Annotated in this window: 16 protein-coding genes; 5 read left to right on the forward strand and 11 right to left on the reverse strand. The window is 61.1% G+C overall.

What is annotated here, in order from left to right:
* Positions 1–167 precede the first annotated feature (167 nt).
* Positions 168–1364: a class I SAM-dependent rRNA methyltransferase gene (locus NK667_RS29320; RefSeq protein ID WP_054044466.1), complete on the reverse strand. Its 1197-nt coding sequence runs from the start codon at positions 1362–1364 to the stop codon at positions 168–170.
* A gap of 339 nt (positions 1365–1703) precedes the next feature.
* On the opposite strand from NK667_RS29320, the gene NK667_RS29325 reads away from it, so the two are divergent.
* Genes NK667_RS29325 through NK667_RS29335 form a run of 3 tightly spaced genes read left to right on the forward strand, consistent with a single transcriptional unit; the run spans position 1704 to position 3735 of the window.
* Entirely contained in the window at positions 1704–2519 is an 816-nt protein-coding gene (locus NK667_RS29325; protein WP_161807689.1) for an HDOD domain-containing protein, read from the forward strand.
* A 25-nt stretch (positions 2520–2544) separates the two neighbouring features.
* On the forward strand, positions 2545–3357 hold the full coding sequence (mutM, locus tag NK667_RS29330; protein ID WP_054044464.1) for a bifunctional DNA-formamidopyrimidine glycosylase/DNA-(apurinic or apyrimidinic site) lyase: 813 nt from the start codon (positions 2545–2547) through the stop codon (positions 3355–3357).
* A 54-nt stretch (positions 3358–3411) separates the two neighbouring features.
* Entirely contained in the window at positions 3412–3735 is a 324-nt protein-coding gene (locus NK667_RS29335; protein WP_054616943.1) for a hypothetical protein, read from the forward strand.
* A gap of 161 nt (positions 3736–3896) precedes the next feature.
* Here NK667_RS29335 and NK667_RS29340 read toward each other — a convergent pair whose 3' ends face one another.
* From NK667_RS29340 to NK667_RS29360, 5 genes are all read right to left on the reverse strand, one after another.
* Entirely contained in the window at positions 3897–4148 is a 252-nt protein-coding gene (locus tag NK667_RS29340) for a YfhL family 4Fe-4S dicluster ferredoxin (RefSeq protein ID WP_054044460.1), read from the reverse strand.
* A gap of 102 nt (positions 4149–4250) precedes the next feature.
* Complete coding sequence (coaD, locus tag NK667_RS29345; protein WP_007945531.1) at positions 4251–4730, reverse strand: pantetheine-phosphate adenylyltransferase; 480 nt, start codon at positions 4728–4730, stop codon at positions 4251–4253.
* 115 nt (positions 4731–4845) lie between these two features.
* Positions 4846–6441 (reverse strand): GMC family oxidoreductase, encoded by a 1596-nt coding sequence (locus tag NK667_RS29350; RefSeq protein ID WP_054616942.1) that lies wholly within the window; start codon positions 6439–6441, stop codon positions 4846–4848.
* A 133-nt stretch (positions 6442–6574) separates the two neighbouring features.
* Positions 6575–7120 carry a hypothetical protein gene (locus NK667_RS29355; RefSeq protein WP_054616941.1) on the reverse strand — a complete coding sequence of 182 codons (546 nt, stop codon included), beginning with the start codon at positions 7118–7120 and terminating at the stop codon, positions 6575–6577.
* Between the two features lie 28 nt (positions 7121–7148).
* The gene (locus tag NK667_RS29360) at positions 7149–8579 is read right to left on the reverse strand and encodes a coniferyl aldehyde dehydrogenase (protein ID WP_054616940.1); all 1431 of its coding nucleotides are present in this window, start codon (positions 8577–8579) and stop codon (positions 7149–7151) included.
* Positions 8580–8725: 146 nt separating this feature from the next.
* On the opposite strand from NK667_RS29360, the gene NK667_RS29365 reads away from it, so the two are divergent.
* Together NK667_RS29365 and NK667_RS29370 are read left to right on the forward strand one after the other, a co-directional pair.
* Entirely contained in the window at positions 8726–9397 is a 672-nt protein-coding gene (locus tag NK667_RS29365) for a TetR/AcrR family transcriptional regulator (protein WP_054044453.1), read from the forward strand.
* Positions 9398–9430: 33 nt separating this feature from the next.
* Positions 9431–10285, forward strand: coding sequence for a sulfurtransferase (locus NK667_RS29370; RefSeq protein ID WP_054616939.1), 855 nt, complete (start codon positions 9431–9433; stop codon positions 10283–10285).
* A gap of 130 nt (positions 10286–10415) precedes the next feature.
* Here the strand turns inward: NK667_RS29370 and NK667_RS29375 are convergent, their stop codons facing one another.
* From NK667_RS29375 to NK667_RS29395, 5 genes are read right to left on the reverse strand one after another with little or no spacing between them, the layout of a single operon-like run.
* Positions 10416–11255, reverse strand: coding sequence for an AraC family transcriptional regulator (locus NK667_RS29375; RefSeq protein ID WP_054616938.1), 840 nt, complete (start codon positions 11253–11255; stop codon positions 10416–10418).
* A 4-nt stretch (positions 11256–11259) separates the two neighbouring features.
* Complete coding sequence (locus NK667_RS29380; protein WP_054616937.1) at positions 11260–12258, reverse strand: hydrolase; 999 nt, start codon at positions 12256–12258, stop codon at positions 11260–11262.
* A 56-nt stretch (positions 12259–12314) separates the two neighbouring features.
* A complete protein-coding gene (gene rsmD, locus NK667_RS29385; protein ID WP_054616936.1) occupies positions 12315–12932 on the reverse strand; it encodes a 16S rRNA (guanine(966)-N(2))-methyltransferase RsmD in 618 nt (205 codons plus the stop codon).
* Positions 12932–14422 (reverse strand): M16 family metallopeptidase, encoded by a 1491-nt coding sequence (locus NK667_RS29390; protein ID WP_054616935.1) that lies wholly within the window; start codon positions 14420–14422, stop codon positions 12932–12934. The genes rsmD and NK667_RS29390 overlap by 1 nt, the downstream gene beginning before the upstream one ends.
* Complete coding sequence (locus NK667_RS29395; RefSeq protein WP_054616934.1) at positions 14415–15770, reverse strand: M16 family metallopeptidase; 1356 nt, start codon at positions 15768–15770, stop codon at positions 14415–14417. Before NK667_RS29395 ends, NK667_RS29390 begins: the two co-directional genes overlap by 8 nt.
* Between the last annotated feature and the right edge of the window lie 70 nt (positions 15771–15840).

The raw sequence follows: 15840 nt of genomic DNA on the forward strand, positions 1-15840 counted from the left end.
TCGAGTCTAAGTTAACTTGTAGGGCTTATTCTTTAGAATCTAAGATGCAGAGAAACTTCCTGCGCGTCAGTAGGACGGCAAGTGTAAGAAATAGAAGAATTCAGGGGAGGTAATCGTCGTTGGAAAGCAAACGGGGAGCCTGCTGGCTCCCCGTCAAACCCGCGTCATCAGCTGTTTGGCAGCAGGCGGCAGGTTATGCTCTTGATATAGCGGGTTTCGGCGATGGCCGGGTGCACCGGGTGATCCGGGCCTTGACCGCCACGTTCCAGCATCTGGATGTTGCGATCCAGGTGACGGGCGCTGGTCAGCAGGATGTTCTGCAGGTCATCTTCCGGCAGGTGCATCGAGCACGAAGCGCTGACCAGGATGCCGTCCTTGCTGAGCAGGCGCATGGCTTGCTCGTTCAGGCGACGGTAGGCGCCTTCACCGTTTTTCATGTCTTTCTTGCGTTTGATGAACGCCGGCGGGTCGGCCACGATCACGTCGAAACGCTCTTCGCTGGCTTTCAGCTCTTTCAGGGCTTCGAACACGTCGCCTTCGATGCAGGTCATTTTCTCGGCGACGCCGTTCAGCGCGGCGTTGCGCTCGACACCGTCGAGGGCGAAGGCCGACGCGTCGACGCAGAACACTTCACTGGCGCCGAACGCGGCGGCTTGCACGCCCCAGCCGCCGATGTAGCTGTATAGGTCGAGGACGCGTTTGCCTTTGGCGTAAGGAGCCAGGCGCGCGCGGTTCATGCGGTGGTCGTAGAACCAGCCGGTTTTCTGGCCCTGGATGACCGGTGCTTCGAATTTCACGCCGTTCTCTTCCAGTGCTACCCACTCCGGCACCAGGCCGAATACGGTTTCGACGTAGCGATTGAGGCCTTCGGCATCACGGGCGGCGGAGTCGTTCTTGAACAGAATGCCGCTTGGCTTGAGCACTTGGGTCAGCGCAGCGATCACGTCTTCTTTATGCGCTTCCATGGTCGCCGAAGCGATCTGTACCACCAGGATGTCGCCGAAACGGTCGACAACCAGGCCAGGCAGCAAGTCGGAATCACCGTAGACCAGACGATAGAACGGCTTGTCGAACAGGCGATCACGCAGGGACAGGGCGACGTTCAGGCGATGCACCAGCAGCGATTTGTCCAGCGGCAACTTGATGTCGCGCGACAGCAGGCGGGCGCAGATCAGGTTGTTCGGGCTCATGGCAACGATGCCCAGCGGTTTGCCGCTGGCGGCTTCGAGGATCGCCTGGTCACCGGCCTGAAAGCCGTGCAACGGGGTGGCGGCCACGTCGATTTCGTTGCTGTAGACCCACAAGTGGCCGTTTCGCAGGCGTCGGTCGGCGTTGGCTTTAAGGCGCAGGCTAGGCAGGGACATGACGTCGCTCCGGAAAAAAGAGCGGGAGTATAGCGTGTTGCGCAAGGCCCCGGCTCGGCAGATAGACCTGTGGCGAGGGAGCTTGCTCACGCTCGGCTGCGCAGCAGTCGTGATTTTGGGCCGGCTTCGCCGTCCAGCGGGAGCAAGCTCCCTCGCCACAGAAGGTCGCGCATCAGCCCCAGGAATGACTGGGCAATAGATGAAATTTTCGCCGATCTGCCGGCCACGGTGTCGGATCCAACTTCATAAGGGTTAGAATCGGCGCCTGTCCCAGAGTGTGTACTTATGTCCCAAGAGCTGACTTCCGAACAGATTCAACAGTCCCTGCAAGGCATCAGCGTGCCGGCCCAGCCGCAGATCATGGTGGATCTGCAGATGGAGCAGTACATGCCAGATCCGGACCTGGAAGTGATCGCGAAGCTGATTGCCCAGGACCCGGGCCTCTCCGGGGCATTGCTGAAGATCGTCAACTCGCCGTATTACGGCTTGAGTAACAAGATCGCCTCGATCCAGCGTGCGGTGAACCTGCTGGGCAGCCGTTCGATCATCAACCTGATCAACGCGCAGTCGATCAAAGGCGAGATGAACGACGACACCATCGTCACCCTGAACCGGTTCTGGGACACGGCCCAGGATGTGGCGATGACTTGCCTGACCCTGGCCAAGCGCATCGGCTCCCAGGCCGGCGACGAGGCGTATGCATTAGGTTTGTTCCACGATTGTGGCGTGCCGCTGATGCTCAAGCGCTTTCCCGATTACATGAAAACCCTGGAACAGGCCTACGCCAGCGCGAGTGCCGAATGCCGGGTCGTGGACACCGAGAACAAGGTCTACAACACCAATCACGCCGTGGTCGGTTACTACACCGCCAAGTCCTGGCGCCTGCCGGAACACATCAGCGCGGCCATCGCCAATCACCACAATGCGTTGGCGATCTTCACTGACGAGTCTTCGCGCAACAGTCAGCTGAAAAACCTGCTGTCGATCCTGAAAATGGCCGAGCACATTTGTGCGTCCTATCGGGTGCTGGGCAACCAGACCGAGGACCACGAGTGGAACAGCATCGGGCCTTTGGTGCTCGATTATGTCGGCCTCTCGGATTACGATTTCGAGACCCTCAAACAAACGATTCGTGACCTCGGCGCTCATCACTGAGTGCCCGGTATTTCCTGAGAACAGCATGCCTGAACTGCCAGAAGTCGAAACCACCCGCCGGGGCATCGCCCCGCACCTGGAAGGCCAACGGGTCAGCCGGGTCATCGTGCGTGAGCGGCGTCTGCGCTGGCCGATTCCCGAAGACCTGGACGTGCGTCTGTCCGGCCAGCGCATTGTGCTGGTGGAGCGTCGCGCCAAGTACCTGTTGATCAATGCCGAGGTCGGCACGTTGATCAGCCATTTGGGCATGTCGGGCAATTTGCGTCTGGTGGAAGTCGGCACGCCGGCGGCCAAGCATGAGCATGTGGACATCGAACTCGAGTCCGGTCTGGCGTTGCGTTACACCGATCCGAGACGGTTTGGTGCGATGCTCTGGAGCCTCGACCCGCTCAATCACGAATTGCTGCTTCGCCTGGGGCCGGAGCCGTTGACCGACCTGTTCGACGGCGAGCGCTTGTTCCAGCAATCCCGTGGGCGTTCCATGGCGGTCAAGCCGTTCATCATGGACAACGCGGTGGTGGTGGGTGTCGGCAATATCTATGCGACCGAAGCGCTGTTCGCCGCAGGCATCGACCCGCGCCGCGAGGCCAAGAGCATTTCCCGGGCGCGCTACCTGAAACTGGCGATCGAGATCAAACGCATCCTCGCCCATGCCATCGAGCGCGGCGGCACGACGTTGCGCGACTTTATCGGTGGCGACGGCCAGCCGGGCTATTTCCAGCAGGAATTGTTCGTCTACGGCCGGGGCAGCGAGCCGTGCAAAGTCTGCGGCACGGAGTTGCGCAGTGTGACCCTGGGCCAGCGCGCCAGCGTCTTTTGCCCGCGCTGCCAGAGCTGAGACGTCCGACGGTCTATAGTCAGTGTTCTCACTGCCTAGCCGAAGGACCGTGCCATGAATTCGTTTCGAACCTTTGCCGTTGTCATGCTGCTGAGCGTTGCTGTGCCGACGCTGGCGGCTGAAAACGGCAGCGGCAACCCGCGTTACACCATTCAGAACCCACCGGCCTACGCCATGATCGGCGATTTGCTGATTGCCCGACCTTTGCTGGTGGCGGCAACGGTGATCGGTGCGGGGGTGTTTGTGGTGTCGTTGCCGTTTACCGCACTGGGTGGCGGCGTGGGCGATGCGGGGCAGGCGTTGGTGGTCGATCCGGCGAAAGCCGCGTTTGTGCGGTGCCTGGGGTGTATCGGGGAAGGGTTTGAGCAGCGGGAGTGAAGGCAGTTAGATTTCAGGTGTGGCGGATGGCCTCATCGCGAGCAAGCTCGCTCCCACATGGGATCTGCTGTGTTCACACACTCTGATTAACAACCCAGATCAAATGTGGGAGCGGGTTTGCTCGCGAAGAGGCCCGCAAACACGCCGCAAAACCATCAGGCTCAAACCTTACCGGTAATGATCCGGTACTTCTCCATCAACTGTTCTTCAGTCTCCGGATGCGCCTCGTCCAGTGGAATGCAATCCACCGGGCAGACTTGCTGGCACTGCGGCTCGTCGTAGTGGCCGACACACTGGGTGCACAGGTTCGGGTCGATCACGTAGATCTCTTCGCCTTGGGAAATGGCGGCGTTCGGGCACTCGGGTTCGCAGACGTCGCAGTTGATGCAATCGTCGGTGATGATCAGGGACATGCTAACTCCAGCCGGGGCGGCAGGCCCGGGCGCAATAAACCAATGCGCGCAATTGTGCCGCATTGGCGCCCGCAGTGCACGCGGGCGCCGCTTGAGCGGTCGTTACTTCTTGAAGCGTTCGGTGAGGGCGTCCGCCACCGCAGGGTGGACAAACTTGGTGATATCGCCGCCCAGGGCTGCGATTTCACGGACCAGCGTCGAGGAAATGAACGAATAACGCTCGGACGGGGTAAGAAACAGGCTTTCCACATCCGGCGCCAACTGGCGGTTCATGTTGGCCAGCTGGAATTCGTATTCGAAGTCCGACACTGCGCGCAAACCACGCAGGAACACGTTGGCATTCTTCTCTTTGGCGAAGTGCGCGAGCAGCGTCGAGAAGCCGACGACTTCAACGTTGGGCAGATGTTTAGTGACCTCGCGGGCCAGCTCCACACGCTGTTCCAGGGGAAACAACGGGTTTTTCTTCGGGCTGGCAGCGACGGCGATGATCACGTGATCGAACAGGCGCGCGGCGCGTTCGACCAGATCGCCATGGCCCTTGGTAATAGGGTCGAAGGTACCTGGGTACAACACTCGGTTCATCGCGTCGTCCTGGCGGGAGTCCGTTGGGGACTCGGATGGTATCGCAGCCTTCCCGGTCGGGAAAGTCGCCTGTTAGGTAAGAAAGCACTATAGACGATGGGAATATTGCGATTTTTCATGGGTTTTTCAGGCGATCGACCAACGCTGTCGCCAGTTGCGCGGTCAGCCCGTACACCGATAATTGCGGGTTTGCGCCAATGCTGGTGGGGAACAGCGAGCCATCGTGGATCGACAGATTGCTGATCTGATGATGTCGGCCGAGGCTGTCGGTCACCGCGTTTTTCGGGTCTTCACCCATCGCGCAACCGCCCATCACATGGGCGCTGCCCAGGCGTGTGCGATACAGCTCAAGGCTCAATCCGTCGATCAACGTGCGGGCTTCGGCGAGGGTTTTCACGTAACGCGCGTCGGCGTGCATCGGCATCACCGCTTTGGCGCCGCCGGCAAACTGGATCTCGGCCATGCTGTGGAACGCCCGACGCAAACCGTCCCAGGCGTAAGGTGAAACCTGATAATCGAGCACTGGCGTGGTATCGCCGCGCAACTCGACGTTACCGCCAGGGCTGTCCGGGTGGAAACCGTCGCGCAGCAACGCCAGCATGGCATGGGTGTGCGGCAGGTTTTCCATGTGCTGCGAGTTTTCCTGGCCGAAGCCGCCGAGTAGGGTCGCCGCCAGCGCCGGTTGCAGCGGCGGGACTTCGAGCTTGTAGGACATTTTGCCGGTGGTGCCGTCCTGCCACTGGAAATGGTCGGAATAGATCGACTGCGGCGCCCCGTAGAACGGGTTGATCACCTCGTCGAACAGCCCGGCGGACATGTTCACCAAGTGCAGGAAAGTTCGGGTGCCCAGGCGTTTGTGCGGGTCGGGCGCGTCGGAACGCAACAGCAGCGCCGGGCTATTGATCCCGCCACCGGCCAGCACGTAATGCCGTGCCTTGACCGTGATGCGGCGACCGGTAGGCGCGACGCAACGCTCGTCCATCGCCACGCAATCCAGGCCGGTGACCTTGCCATCCTTGATCGACAGTTTCTCGGCGCGCGCCAGATAAAGCAGCTCGCCACCCTTTTCCAGGGTCGCCGGAATGGTCGTCACCATCATCGATTGCTTGGCGTTGGTCGGGCAGCCCATGCCGCAGTAGCCGAGGTTCCAGCAGCCGCGCACATTGCGCGGGATCACGTGCCAGCTGTAGCCGAGTTGCTCGCAGCCCTTGCGGATCACGTCGTTGTTGGCGTTGGGCGGAACCATCCACGGTGCGACGCCGAGGCGTTGTTCCATTTTCTCGAACCACGGCGCCATGTCGGCGGGACTATGACCTTTGACGTTGTGTTCCTTGGCCCAGTGTTCCAGGGTCGGGTCCGGGGTGCGAAAGCTTGAAGTCCAGTTGATTAGCGTAGTACCGCCGACTGCCCGGCCCTGCAGGATGGTGATCGCGCCGTCCTTGCTCATGCGGCCGATTCCTTCCTGATAGAGGCTGGCGTAGGCCTGGTCTTCGAGCATCTTGAAGTCGCTGCTGGTCTTTAGCGGGCCTTCTTCGATCAGCAACACCTTGTAGCCGGCGGCGCTGAGGATTTCCGCCGTGGTCCCGCCGCCGGCGCCGCTGCCGATGATGGCTACGTCGGCTTCCAGGGTCAGGTCCTGAGTCAATTGCGAACCGTTGTAGGTTTTCCAGCCACGGGCCAGGCCTTCGCGGAACGGATCGGGTACGGGCATCTCTGGGTTCTCTTATAGTTATTTTTGAGGGCTGTGGTGAGTCGGCTGGCGCCTTCGCGGGCAAGCCTCACTCCTACAGGAACGCGCAGCCTTTGTAGGAGCGAGGCTTGCCCGCGAAGGGGTCGCCACGGATTCAAACCGTGGGAGGCCCCGGATACCCGCAATGCGCCCAAGACTCCGCCCGGCTGTACCACGCCATCATCACCAGTTGCAGCAATGAGCTATGCCCCATGCGCAGCAAACTCAACGAACTGTTTTCCCAGCGATCGAGGAAATGCCGGATCTCATCGGCGGAAGCGTTTTCCCAACTGCCCCAAATCCCGGTCAGCGGCCCGCGAGTCACGGCCATTCCGAGCACATCGAACAACTGCCGGGTCAGCTTGAGCATTTCCGGCGAGAGATGATTGAGGCCGTTATCCAGGGTTTTCAGGGTGCCATCGACCGCCGCCGGCATTTTCTCGGTGGCCACGGCGCCGTCGAGCATCACCGGGATCAGCGCCCGCAAAAACAGCAGGTCGCCGCTGCGCAGAATTGCAAAACCGTCAGCGGAAATACTCGACGAGCAACCACTGAGGCTCGCCCCCAACCCGGCCGTGGCCAGGAAGGCGCTGGCACCGAGGCTGAATTTCAGCAGGCCGCGCCGTGACAGCGCGGGTGTATCGGACAGGCTTGGGCTCATTATTGTTATTACCCGGCGGTGAGGAGCGTTAGCGGATAAACAGCTTCTGAATCAGTTTCTGGATCGCTTTGCCGTACGGCGGGTAGATCAACTTCGCCGCGTTGAAGCGCTGTTTGATCAGCACACCCTTGGCCTTGCTGAAGGTCAGGAAACCTTCGTGTCCATGGTAATGGCCCATGCCTGAAGCGCCGATGCCGCCGAACGGCATGTCGTCCTGGGCCACATGCAGCAGCGTGTCGTTCAGGCACACGCCGCCGGAATGGGTTTCGTGGAGTACGCGATTCTGTTCGCGCTTGTCGTAGCCGAAGTAGTACAGCGCCAGTGGGCGAGGGCGTTGATTGATGTAGGCAAATGCCTGATCCAGATCGCTGTACGGCACGATCGGCAACAGCGGGCCGAAGATTTCGTCCTGCATCACCGTCATGTCGTCACTGACATTCAACAGCAGGCTATGGCCCATGCGCCGGCCCTGGCCCTGGTCGAACAACGGAATCAGCAACGCGCCCTTGCTGGTGGCATCGCTGAGATAACCGTTGAGCCGCGCCAGTTGTCGGTCATTGATGATCGCGGTGTAGTCCGGGTTGTCGGCGAGTGTCGGATAAAACCCGCGAACTGCCTGGCGATAGGCTTCGACAAAGGAACCGACACGCTCTTCCGGCACCAGCACGTAGTCCGGGGCGACACAGGTTTGCCCGGCGTTGAGGGTCTTGCCGAAAGCGATGCGCTCGGCGGCGTCCTTGAGCGGCACGTCCCGGGAAACGATGGCAGGGGACTTGCCGCCCAGTTCGAGGGTCACCGGAGTCAGGTTTTCCGCCGCCGCGCGCATCACGTGTTTGCCGATGCTGGTGGCGCCGGTGAACAACAAGTGATCAAACTTCAGCCGCGAGAACGCGACGCCGATATCCGCTTCGCCGAGCACTACGCAGACCAGGTCTTGCGGGAAGACCCGGGTGAGCAACTCCTTGAGCAGCAACCCGGTGGCCGGTGTGGATTCGCTGAGTTTGAGCATCACCCGATTACCCGCCGACAACGCGCCCACCAGCGGCCCGATGGCCAGGTACAACGGGTAATTCCAGGGCACGATCACGCCGACCACGCCCAGCGGTTGATAAACCACTTTGGCTGACGCCGGTTGGAAAGCGATGCCGACCTTGCGCCGCGACGGTCTCATCCAGCCCTTGAGGTGCTGACTGGCGTAGTGGATGCCATGCAGGCTCGGCATCAGCTCGGCGAGCAGGGTTTCGTCGGCGCTGCGATGGCTGAAATCCTGGCTGATTGCATCGATCAATGCCTGCCGTTCATTGCTCAACAGTTCGCGCAATGTCTTGAGCCATTGTTGGCGCTGGGCGGCCGGTGGCATCGGGTTGGCGGCGTAGGCGACGCGTTGCGCCTCGAACAAAGTCTGGAGCTCGTCCAACGGCTGCTGTAGGTTCTGCAGATAAGCAATGTCGGCGGACATGGTCGGCTCCGGATTTATTATAATTAGGCACTTTTTAGAGTCTATGCTCTATAAAGTCAAATGACTTCCTGACGCACCTTTGTTTTATCCACTCCCGGATAGGTCGTAAGATGCCCGTCATCGCACTCTGAATTAAAGCTCAAGCCATGGCCCCACGGATCAAAACCAGCGAGCGCATCGTGCAGAACAGCCTGGAGCTGTTCAATCAACAGGGCGAGCGCAGCATTAGCACCAACCATATCGCTGCCCACATGGAAATTTCCCCGGGCAACCTGTACTACCACTTCCCCAACAAGCAGGCGATCATCGCCGTGTTGTTCAGTGAGTACGAAACCCTGGTGGACAGCTTCCTGCGCCCACCCCAGGGGCGCGCCGCCACGGTGGAAGACAAGCGCTACTACCTCAAGGAGCTGCTGTCGGCGATGTGGCGCTACCGGTTCCTGCATCGCGACCTCGAACATTTGCTCGAGAGCGACCCGGACCTGGCCGCTCGTTACCGGCGCTTTTCCCAGCGCTGCGTGATCCAGGGCACGGCCATCTATGTCGGGTTCGTCGAGGCTGGCATCCTCAACATGGACCGCGTGCAGATTGAATCCCTGACGATCAATGCCTGGATCATCCTCACGTCATGGGTGCGTTTCCTGTGCACCACGCGGGAAAACTCCAATCACTTGAGCGAGCAGGCGATCAAGCGCGGGGTCTATCAGGTGTTGGTGCTGGAAGCCGGGTTTGTCACCGATCAGGCGCGCGCCGAGGTCAATGCACTGTTCGAAGAGTTTTACGTGCCGCTGGCCCAAGCCCTGGAAGATGTGAAGTAGGATCAAGCACCGACTTAAGCACAGGAGCCCGTTATGCCCATTGCGCAACTGATCAGCCCTCAAGCGTTGGACCTGAAAAAGGAGCAGCCGGGGCTGGTGATTCTGGATTGTCGTTTTGCCCTCGAAGACCCGGACTACGGTCAGCGCAGTTATGCCGAAGGTCATATCGCCGGGTCGAGCTTTGCCGATCTGGAGCGGGATCTGAGCGGGACTATCGTCAAAGGCGTTACCGGGCGTCATCCGTTGCCGGAACCCGATGACCTGATCGAACGCTTGCAAGCCTGGGGCATCAACGCCGACAGCGAAGTGGTTTTGTACGACGATGGCCCCGGTGCTTTCGCGGCGCGGGCGTGGTGGTTGCTGGCCTGGCTGGGCAAACGCGATGGCGTGTTCATCCTCGATGGCGGGCTCAAGGCCTGGCACGCGGCCGGGTTGCCGTTGAGCCTCGATGCGCCTTCGGTTGTACGTGGCACCTTCAACGGCACGCCGGATGTTTCAGTGGTGCTCAGCGCCGAACAACTCCAGCAGCGTCTCGGCCAACCGGCACTGACCCTGCTTGATGCCCGCGCCTTGCCGCGCTTCAAGGGCGAAGTGGAACCGATCGATCCGATTGCCGGGCACATCCCCGGCGCGCAGTGTGCGGCGTTCACGGAAAACCTGGGCGGCGATGGGCGCTTCCTGCCGGCTGATCAGCTCAAGCAGCGCTATGCGGCGAAACTCGGTGATCGTTCGCCTACAGAACTGGTGGCGTATTGCGGATCTGGCGTGACGGCGTGCCACAACCTGTTTGCGTTGTGCCTCGCGGGATATCCGTTGGGGTCGTTGTATGCCGGGTCGTGGAGTGAGTGGATCAACGAGCCGGCGCGGGGCATCGCTACCGGCGAATAACCCCCACACACAGAAGATCCCCTGTGGGAGCGGGCTTGCTCGCGAATGCGGTGTGTCATTCAGCAAAGATGTTGACTGACACACCGCATTCGCGAGCAAGCCCGCTCCCACATTAGGTTCTGTGTCGGGCTCAATCTTCGGGTAACTGCCGAGCACTGCGATACGCCCCCGGCCCCACCCCGTAAACCTGCTTGAACTGCCGGCTCAGATGACTCTGATCGGCAAACCCCAACTGCGTAGCCACTTCCAAAGGCAAACACCCACCCTGTAACAACGCCCGCGCCCGGGCGATGCGTTGCTGCATCAGCCAGGTGTGCGGCGGCATGCCGGTGGCGCGGCGGAATACGCGGGCGAAATGGAAGGGCGACAAGTTCACCGCACTCGCCAGCTCTTCCAGCGAAGGCGGCGCCGCCAGTTGCGATTGCAGCAGGTCCTTGGCCAGGGTCACCGCCCGGTGTTCCTTGCCGGGTTTGCCGGCAATCGGCACCGCAGCATGCCGTTGCAGCAGCGACAGCATCATTTCTCGCCAGACCGTTTGCTGTTGCAGTGCCGTGGACGGGCTCTCCAACAAGCGGTGCAACTGGCAGAAACCCTTCACCAGATCCGGATCGCGATACAGCGTGGCACCGAACGCCGGCAAATCGGTGGTCGGCAATTCAAGCTCGGCCAACAACGACAGAATCTGTCCGCTGTCCGGATAAAACGCCCGGTACAACCAGCCGTCCTCCGTGCCTTTATGCCCGGTGTGCAGCTCATCGGGGTTGATCAGCACCAGCGTGCCGCTGCCCGCCAGATGCTCGGCGCCGCGATAGCGATAACGCTGGGCGCCGGCCATGATCATGCCGATGACGTAGCCGTCATGCACATGGGGCGCGAAGCGGTGTTCGATGTAGCGCGCGGATAACAGTTCGACCCCGGCCAGTGGTGCCGTTTGCCAGAAACGAATCGACTCGCCCTGATCGGTGTCCATGGTCCTACTGGCGCCCCGCAGCGGTCAGCCATTGAGGAATGCGGCGTTCCAGGTAGTAACTTGGTTGTCGGAACGATCCGTCGACAAATCCCACATGTCCGCCTTTGGCCTGCAATTCGAATTGAGTGCAAGCGGACAATTCATCGGCCTGCGGCAAGCTCTGAGGGAATACGAACGGATCGTCAGCCGCCTGAATGATCAGGGTCGGCGTGCGAATTTCCCCCAGGAAATAACGACTCGAGGCGCGGCGATAATAATCCTCGGCGTCGGTAAAGCCGTTTAATGGCGCAGTGACCCGTCCATCGAAATCCCAGAAGGTGCGCATGTTTTCCAGGGAGCCCAGTGCAGCCAGCGCGGCCAGGCCATCCTCACGCCCGTCATGCTGGAACTGACGCTGTTTGTTCTTGATGTAGGCCACCATCTCGCGCATGAAATGCGCCTGATAGACCTTGGAAAACCCCTGCCCAATACGATCGGCGCACTGGTCCAGGCGAAACGGCACCGACACTGCCACTGCACCGAGCACGCCGCTGTCGCTGCCGGTTTCGCCCAAATGCTTGAGCAGCACGTTGCCGCCCAATGAGTAACCCACCGCATACAACGGCGCGAGCGGTCGCTTGGCTTTCAGGTGCTGGATGGCTTCGGCCAGGTCTTCACTGGCACCGGAGTGGTAGCTGCGCGGCAACAGATTCGGTTCGCCCGAACAGCCGCGCCAGTTCAGCGCAACGCTGGCCCAACCTTGATCCCCGAGGACTTTTTGCAAGCCCGCCACGTAAGGCGAGTTCGACGAACCGGTCAGCCCGTGTAACACCAGCACCAACGGTGCCGTGGCGGTGTGCGGACCGTGCCAGTCGAGGTCGAGGAAGTCGCCATCCTCGAGCCACAGGCGTTCACGTTCACGTTCGATATGCGTGGTTTTGCGCCATAGCGGTCCCCACAAGGTTTGCAAGTGCGGGTTACTGAGCCCGAAGGCCGGGGTGAAGCGTTCTGGCGGATGGGGCACGATTGCTCTCGATGCAGCGGTGCGCAACCGGTGCGCACCTTTATCAGGCTAGTCGATTATTCAGCGATCTTCGCCGTACGCTGCCACAACGCGTAGTAAACCCGACCGGATTTCTGTTCCCGGTGCAGGCGCCAGTTACCTGGCAAGCCCAGTGCTGATGGGGCGTTTTCGCTTTCGGTGTAGACCCAGGCGTCATCGGCCAGCCACTGACGCTCTTCGAGCAAGGCGCAAACGCCCGGCAACAGGTCTTGGTTGAACGGCGGGTCGAGGAACACCACGTCATACGCCGTCGCAGTCTGGGTTTCCAGGTAGCGCAAAGCGTCGGCAGTCTGTACCTGGCCGGTGGTGCAGCGCAGGGTGCCGAGGTGTTCCTTGATGCTGGACACCGCGATGTTGCTCGCATCCAGCGCCTGGCCCATGGCGGCACCACGGGACAAGGCTTCGAGGAACAGCGCGCCGCTGCCGGCAAACGGATCCAGCACCTTGGCTCCGGCGATGTACGGCGCGAGCCAGTTGAACAGGGTTTCACGCACCCGGTCCGGGGTCGGGCGCAGGCCCGGCGCATCGGGGAAGCTCAGCTTTCGGCTGCCCCATTCACCGCCGATGATGCGCAGTTGGTTCACGCCGTTATGCACGTTGTGAACAGGTTTTTTAGGACGCGATGGACTGGCCATTAATGCTCCGGAACCCCGAGCGGCTGCTCGGTGGGTTTATCAGATGGGGCCGGTAACGGCTTTTGCGGCACGGTCGGGCCAGCGGTGACGATGACCATTTTGTCCGTGCTCAGGTGTTTGTTCAGTGCGGCTTTCACCTGCTCGACGGTCAGGCTCTGGGACTGCTGCATGAAATCTTCAAGATAATTCAGCGGCAAGTTGTAGAAACCCATGGCGCCGAGCTGGCCGACGATATCGGCGTTGCTGGCGGTGGACAGCGGGAAGCTGCCGGCGAGTTCACGCTTGGCGTCGTCGAGTTCTTTCTGGGTCGGGCCGGTTTTAAGGTAGTCGGCGAGCACGTCCTGCACCAGTTTCAGCGTGCCCTCGCTCATTTCGGCGCGGGTCTGCAGGTTGATCATGAACGGACCGCGGGCCTGCATCGGGGTGAAGCCCGAGTAGACGCCGTAGGCCAGGCCGCGCTTCTCGCGCACTTCGCTCATCAAGCGAGTGCCGAAACCGCCGCCACCAAGGATCTGGTTGCCCAGGGACAGCGCCGCGTAGTCCGGGTCATCACGGTCGATGCCCAGTTGCGCGAGCATCAGGTTGGTCTGCTTGGACGGGAACTCGATGTGGCCGATGCTCGCCTGGGGCTCGACCGGTTGCGGGATTTTCGCCAGGGCCGGGCCTTTCGGCAGGGCGCTGGAGACTTGCGCGGCAATCGCCTCGGCCTCGGCGCGGGACAGGTCACCGACCAGTGCAATCACCACGTTGCCGGCTGCGTAAGCTTTCTCGTGGAAAGCGCGCAACTGCGCCAGAGTGATCGCCGGAACGGTTTTCGCCGTGCCGTCGCTGGAGTTGGCGTAAGGATGATCGCCGTACAAGCGCTTCATAAGCTCAAGGCCCGCCAGTTTGCCGGGGTTCTGCTTCTGGTATTCGAAACCGGCGAGCATCTGGTTCTTGATGCGTGCGAACGAGTCGGCGGGAAAGGTCGGCTTGCCGATGACTTCAGAGAACAACTGCAAGGCCGGCTCGCGTTTGTCCACGGCGCTTAAACTGCGCAGCGACGCGACCGCCATGTCCTTGTAAGCACCGTTGCCGAAGTCCGCGCCCAGGCCTTCGAAGCCTTGGGCGATGGCACCGACGTCTTTGCCAGCCACGCCTTCGTTGAGCATGGCGTTGGTCAGCAGCGCGAGACCGGGTGCGTTGCCGTCCTGGCTGCTGCCGGCGGCGAAGATCAGGCGCATGTCGAACATCGGCAGCTCACGCGCCTCGACGAACAACACCTTGGCGCCTTCGGCCGTGGTCCAGCTCTGCACATTCATGTTGCGATGGCTCGGGGCTTTGCCGTCGAGCTCAGCCAGCGATTGCAGCTTCTGGCTGGACTTGGCTTTGTCGAGGGCTTCGCTGGCCTTGGAATCATCAGGGCGCAACAGGTAGACCGTCGCCGAACCGATCAATGCCACCAGGATCAGCCCGATCAGCGCCAGGCGTGGTTTTTTACGCTCACTCATGAGTCGTCTCCAGTGGAAGTACATGGGCGACGCTGAGACGTTCGCGGGTGAAATACAGCTTGGCGGCTTTCTGGATGTCTTCTGGGGTGACGCTTTCCAGGTCGGCCAGTTCGGTGTCCATCAATTTCCACGACAGGCCGACGGTTTCCAGTTGGCCGATAGCGGTGGCCTGGCTGGTGATCGAGTCACGCTCGTAGACCAGGCCGGCAATCACCTGAGCCCGCACGCGCTCCAGCTCTTCAGCCGAAGGCGCGGTGGTTTTCAGCTGCTCAAGCAACTTCCACAGACCGGCTTCGGCCTGGGCCATGGTTTTGTTCTTTTGCGTGTTCGGGCTGGCGGACAGGGTGAACAGGCTGTCGCCACGGGTGTAGGCGTCGTAGCTCGACGAACCGCCGGACACCAGCTCTTCGCCGCGCTCCAGTTGCGTCGGGATACGTCCGCTGTAACCGCCATCGAGCAGGGCGGAGATCAGGCGCAAGGCGTTCACCGAGCGCTTGTCTTCGGCGGTGGCGATGCTCGGCACGTTGAAGGCCAGCATCAGGCTCGGCAGTTGGGTTTGCACGTGCAGGGTGATCTGCCGTTCGCCGGGTTCGGCCAGTTCCAGCGGGATTTTCGCCGGTGGCACATCGCGCTTGGCAATCGGGCCGAAGTAACGCTGGGCCAGGGCTTTGACTTCATCCGGGGTCACATCGCCTACCACCACAAGTGTGGCGTTGTTCGGCACGTACCAGGATTTGTACCAGTGGCGCAATTCTTCGACCTTCATGCGGTCCAGGTCAGCCATCCAGCCGATGGTCGGCGTGTGATAGCCGCTGGCCGGGTAGGCCATGGCCTTGAAACGTTCGTAGGCCTTGGACATCGGCTTGTCGTCGGTGCGCAGGCGACGTTCTTCCTTAATAACCTCGATCTCGCGGCTGAACTCGTCGGCCGGCAGTTTCAGGTTGGCCATGCGGTCGGCTTCAAGCTCGAAAGCCACGCCTAGGCGGTCGCGGGCCAGAACCTGGTAATAGGCCGTGAAATCGTCGCTGGTGAATGCGTTCTCTTCGGCGCCAAGGTCGCGCAGGATCAGCGACGCTTCGCCAGGGCCGACTTTATCGCTGCCCTTGAACATCATGTGTTCCAAGGCATGCGACAGACCGGTCTGGCCCGGGGTCTCGTAACTGGAACCAACCTTGTACCAGACCTGGGAAACCACCACCGGCGCACGATGGTCTTCGCGCACGACGACCTTCAAGCCGTTGTCGAGGGTGAATTCGTGGGTGGGTTGCGGATCGGCAGCCAGGGCCGAGAGGGGCAGACAAACTGTGCTGAGCAGCAGGCCTGCAGCGCGGCGGGCTAGAGCATTCATACGTTTTTAAACCTGTTGAGCTGCCCGCTTGTTCTTAGCGTCAGCGGGCGAGAGGGTGCTAGGATACTGA

Source organism: Pseudomonas nunensis, assembly GCF_024296925.1.
Classification (GTDB): domain Bacteria; phylum Pseudomonadota; class Gammaproteobacteria; order Pseudomonadales; family Pseudomonadaceae; genus Aquipseudomonas; species Aquipseudomonas nunensis.

What these genes read in the sequence shown, in the direction of transcription:
- NK667_RS29320 (WP_054044466.1), bottom strand. Translation starts at nt 1,364, where the DNA reads ATGTCCCTGCCTAGCCTGCGCCTTAAAGCCAACGCCGACCGACGCCTG.
- mutM (WP_054044464.1), top strand. Translation starts at nt 2,545, where the DNA reads ATGCCTGAACTGCCAGAAGTCGAAACCACCCGCCGGGGCATCGCCCCG.
- NK667_RS29335 (WP_054616943.1), top strand. Translation starts at nt 3,412, where the DNA reads ATGAATTCGTTTCGAACCTTTGCCGTTGTCATGCTGCTGAGCGTTGCT.
- NK667_RS29340 (WP_054044460.1), bottom strand. Translation starts at nt 4,148, where the DNA reads ATGTCCCTGATCATCACCGACGATTGCATCAACTGCGACGTCTGCGAA.
- coaD (WP_007945531.1), bottom strand. Translation starts at nt 4,730, where the DNA reads ATGAACCGAGTGTTGTACCCAGGTACCTTCGACCCTATTACCAAGGGC.
- NK667_RS29350 (WP_054616942.1), bottom strand. Translation starts at nt 6,441, where the DNA reads ATGCCCGTACCCGATCCGTTCCGCGAAGGCCTGGCCCGTGGCTGGAAA.
- NK667_RS29355 (WP_054616941.1), bottom strand. Translation starts at nt 7,120, where the DNA reads ATGAGCCCAAGCCTGTCCGATACACCCGCGCTGTCACGGCGCGGCCTG.
- NK667_RS29360 (WP_054616940.1), bottom strand. Translation starts at nt 8,579, where the DNA reads ATGTCCGCCGACATTGCTTATCTGCAGAACCTACAGCAGCCGTTGGAC.
- NK667_RS29365 (WP_054044453.1), top strand. Translation starts at nt 8,726, where the DNA reads ATGGCCCCACGGATCAAAACCAGCGAGCGCATCGTGCAGAACAGCCTG.
- NK667_RS29370 (WP_054616939.1), top strand. Translation starts at nt 9,431, where the DNA reads ATGCCCATTGCGCAACTGATCAGCCCTCAAGCGTTGGACCTGAAAAAG.
- NK667_RS29375 (WP_054616938.1), bottom strand. Translation starts at nt 11,255, where the DNA reads ATGGACACCGATCAGGGCGAGTCGATTCGTTTCTGGCAAACGGCACCA.
- rsmD (WP_054616936.1), bottom strand. Translation starts at nt 12,932, where the DNA reads ATGGCCAGTCCATCGCGTCCTAAAAAACCTGTTCACAACGTGCATAAC.
- NK667_RS29390 (WP_054616935.1), bottom strand. Translation starts at nt 14,422, where the DNA reads ATGAGTGAGCGTAAAAAACCACGCCTGGCGCTGATCGGGCTGATCCTG.
- NK667_RS29395 (WP_054616934.1), bottom strand. Translation starts at nt 15,770, where the DNA reads ATGAATGCTCTAGCCCGCCGCGCTGCAGGCCTGCTGCTCAGCACAGTT.